The sequence below is a fragment of the Mycobacterium sp. genome, from assembly GCF_035653355.1.
Lineage (GTDB): Bacteria > Actinomycetota > Actinomycetes > Mycobacteriales > Mycobacteriaceae > Mycobacterium.
Map to the genome: position 1 here is coordinate 1 of NZ_DASRBZ010000212.1, position 3460 is coordinate 3460.

Annotated in this window: 4 protein-coding genes; 3 read left to right on the forward strand and 1 reads right to left on the reverse strand. The window is 71.9% G+C overall.

What is annotated here, in order from left to right; all coding sequences use genetic code 11:
- Positions 1 to 1051, reverse strand: a 1051-nt coding sequence (locus VFA16_RS07225) for a glycerate kinase (RefSeq protein ID WP_324967156.1), incomplete at its 3' end; no start/stop codon positions are given.
- Positions 1052 to 1192: 141 nt separating this feature from the next.
- Here VFA16_RS07225 and VFA16_RS07230 point away from each other — a divergent pair.
- The 3 genes from VFA16_RS07230 to cobT all read left to right on the forward strand — a co-directional run.
- Positions 1193 to 1864, forward strand: a complete 672-nt coding sequence (locus tag VFA16_RS07230; RefSeq protein WP_324967153.1) for a DUF3043 domain-containing protein — start codon at positions 1193 to 1195, stop codon at positions 1862 to 1864.
- 28 nt (positions 1865 to 1892) lie between these two features.
- Entirely contained in the window at positions 1893 to 2429 is a 537-nt protein-coding gene (locus VFA16_RS07235) for a bifunctional adenosylcobinamide kinase/adenosylcobinamide-phosphate guanylyltransferase (RefSeq protein ID WP_324967154.1), read from the forward strand.
- Positions 2426 to 3460, forward strand: a 1035-nt coding sequence (gene cobT / locus VFA16_RS07240) for a nicotinate-nucleotide--dimethylbenzimidazole phosphoribosyltransferase (protein WP_324967155.1), incomplete at its 3' end; no start/stop codon positions are given. The genes VFA16_RS07235 and cobT, both read left to right, overlap by 4 nt.

Consider the following 3460-nt stretch of genomic DNA (forward strand, 5'->3'; position numbering starts at 1 on the left):
TCCCGAGTCGCGCCGCCGCCGTGCTCGCCAGACCCATGAGCTGATTCGCAGCGTCGGCCAGCGCTAGCCGCACCGAGCCCGCGTAGTCGGCCACCGCGAACGCGGCCAAAATGCCCGCTGACCTCAACGCAAGACCGTCCAGGCAGACCTGTCCGGCCAGCACCAGCACCGGCACCTGCCGGCTGCGCGCCGCGGCGGCCAGCGCGCCGACCACCTTGCCGTGCAGTGACTGCTCGTCGAACCGACCTTCACCGGTGACGACGAGATCGGCGGCGGCGATGTCGTCGGCCAGGCGGGTGTGTTCGGCGATGATCGCCGCACCGGACTGTCGGCGGCCGCCGAGCGCGAGCAGCGCGGCACCGATGCCGCCTGCGGCGCCCGCACCCGATTCGGCGCTGACCGGCCGTCCCGCAGCTGCGTCGAGTTCGGCCGCCCACTCGGTCAGACGCTGTTCGAGTGCCGCCATGGTGGCCGTATCGGCGCCCTTCTGCGGCCCGAACACCCGCGCGGCGCCCCACGGCCCCAACAGCGGGTGTTCGACGTCGGACGCGGCGATCAGCTCCACGCCCTCCAGGCGGCGACGGCCCGCGACCAGTCCGCCGAGCTCCTCGACGAGTGCCCGCCCGCCGTCGGTGCTTGCACTACCGCCCAACCCGACGACGATCCGCGTCGCCCCGGCGTCCAGCGCGGCCATCAGCAGCTGGCCGATGCCCCGGCTGTGGGCCGACCACGCGGTCTTTGGGGTCGGTGGGCCGCCTAGAAGAGCCAACCCGCACGCCTGTGCGCTTTCCAGGTATGCGGTCGCCGAAGCGGCATCGAACACCCAGTCGGCGTCGACGTCGACGCCCAGCGGGCCGCACACCCGGGCTCGGCGGAGCTCCCCCACCCGGTCGGCCAGCACCGCGACAAAGCCCGGGCCGCCGTCGGACTGCGGTGCGATGGTGAGGTGGTCGGCGGGACGGACCCGGCTCCAGCCGGTGGCGATGACAGCGGCAGCCTGCACGGCGGTCAGGGTGTCGCCGAAGGAGTCCGGGGCGATGAGCAGCCGCAGGGGCGGCACGTCGGCTTCTGCAGGCGCGCTGCCCCGCGCGTCGGCCCCGAAGCCACTCATTGAGCAAGCGTATGGCCGGGCCTGTGACCGCGCATGACGGGTCGATACCGGCTGAGCAGGCCACGAAGTAACCTGGCCAATGTGAAGCTGCTGGGCCGCAAGAAAGACAGCGACGACGCGTCGACCGATGCCGAATCGGCGCTGGCCAACGACGTCGCCGCGGCCGCGCCCGGCCGTACCCGCACCACCGCGCCCAAGGGGCGGCCCACACCCAAGCGGGACACCGCCAGGCGCCGGGGCCCGGTCGCGCCGGCCCCGATGACCGCCGCGGAGGCGCGGGCCCGGCGTAAGGCGATGGCCCGGGCCAAGCTCACCCGCGAGGAGCGGCGGGCCGACAAGGCCGCGCGGCGGGCTGCGATGACAGAGCGGCGAGAGCGGATGATGGCCGGCGAAGAGGGCTACTTGCTGCCCCGCGACCGAGGGCCGGTCCGCCGGTTCGTCCGCGACATCGTAGACGCCCGGCGCAACGCGCTCGGCCTGTTCATGCCGGCCACCCTGACGCTGCTATTCATGATGTTCGCCGTGCCGCAGCTGCAGATGTACATGTCGCCGGCGATGATGCTCCTGATGGTCGTGATGGCGATCGACGGCGTCATCTTGGGCCGCAAAGTCGCCAACCGGGTCGACGAGAAGTTCCCAGGCAACACTGAAAGCCGGTGGAAGCTCGGCTGGTACGCGTTCGGCCGCGCCTCGCAGCTGCGCCGCATGCGGGCCCCCCGGCCTCAAGTCAAACGCGGCAGCCGTGTTGATTAGCTCTGGCCGGAAAGCGCCCTGATCAACGGTGCGCACGCTGGTGCTCGGCGGAATCAGGTCGGGTAAGTCCCGATGGGCAGAGGCGGCCATCGCCGAGTCCGTGGCAGCGGATCAACCGGTGTGCTACGTGGCTACCGGCTCGCCCATCGACGGCGATGAAGACTGGTCCCGCCGGGTCGCCGAGCACCGCCGCCGCCGGCCCGCACACTGGTCGACGGTCGAAACTGGTGACATTGCAACGCAATTGCGCCAGTCACCAGGCACGCCGACCCTGGTCGACGATGTCGGCGGCTGGCTGGCCGCCACGCTGGATCGCGAGCGCGCCTGGGACGCCGGATCGGTGGCGGTCGACGTCGAAGAGGTGATCGCCGCGGTGCGCGCGTTTCATGGCCCACTGGTCTTGGTCAGCCCGGAGGTCGGGTTGACCGTGGTGCCGGCCACCGCGTCGGGCCGTCGCTTCGCCGACGAGTTGGGCGCGCTCAACCAGCGGTTGGCCGCGCTGTGCGAGCGGGTGGTGTTAGTCGTGGCCGGGCAGCCGGTGCCGATCAAGGTGGCGACGCGATGACCTTCCCCGCCGTGCCGCCGCTGGACGCCGGAGCGGCCGCTGCCGCCCGTGCCCGCCAGGACACGCTGACCAAGCCGCGGGGCTCGCTGGGCCGTCTGGAAGAGCTGTCGGTGTGGGTAGCGTCCTGCCAAGGCGTTTGTCCGCCACGGCAATTCGAGCGCGCGCGGCTCGTGGTGTTCGCTGGCGACCACGGCGTCGCAGCATCCGGGGTGTCGGCCTACCCGCCGCAGGTGACCGCCCAGATGGTGGCCAACATCGATGCCGGCGGCGCGGCGATCAACGCGGTGGCCGAGGTTGCCGGTGCGACTGTGCGAGTGGCCGATTTGGCCGTCGACGCCGACGCGCTCTCGGAGCGGATCGGCGCATATAAGGTGCGCCATGGCAGCGGCAATATCGCGGTGCAGGATGCGCTGACCGACGATGAGGCCGCTGCCGCAATTGAAGCCGGCCGCCGGATCGCCGACGAGGAGGTCGACGCCGGCGCCGACCTGCTGATCGCCGGTGACATGGGTATCGGAAACAGCACGCCGGCAACGGTTTTGGTGGCCGCGTTGACCGGCGCGGAGCCGGTCGCGGTAGTGGGCTACGGGACGGGGATCGATGACGCCGGCTGGGCGCGCAAGACGGTCGCGGTGCGCGACGCGCTGTTTCGGGCTCGGTCGGTGCTCGCCGATCCGGTCGGGCTGCTGCGGTGTTGCGGTGGCGCGGATCTCGGAGCAATCGCCGGGTTTTGTGCGCAGGCCGCGGTGCGGCGCACGCCCTTGCTTCTCGACGGCTTGGCGGTGACGGCTGCGGCTCTGGTCGCCGAGCGCCTGGCGCCGGGCGCGCGGCTATGGTGGCAGGCCGGTCACCGCTCCACTGAACCGGCTCACGCGCTGGCGTTGGTGCAACTGGGCCTCGACCCGATTCTGGACCTGCAGATGCGGCTCGGTGAGGGCACCGGCGCTGCGGTCGCGCTGCCGATTCTGCGCGCCGGGGTAGCCACCCTGTCGTCGATGGCCACCTTCTCGGCCGCCGGTGTCGCGACACGG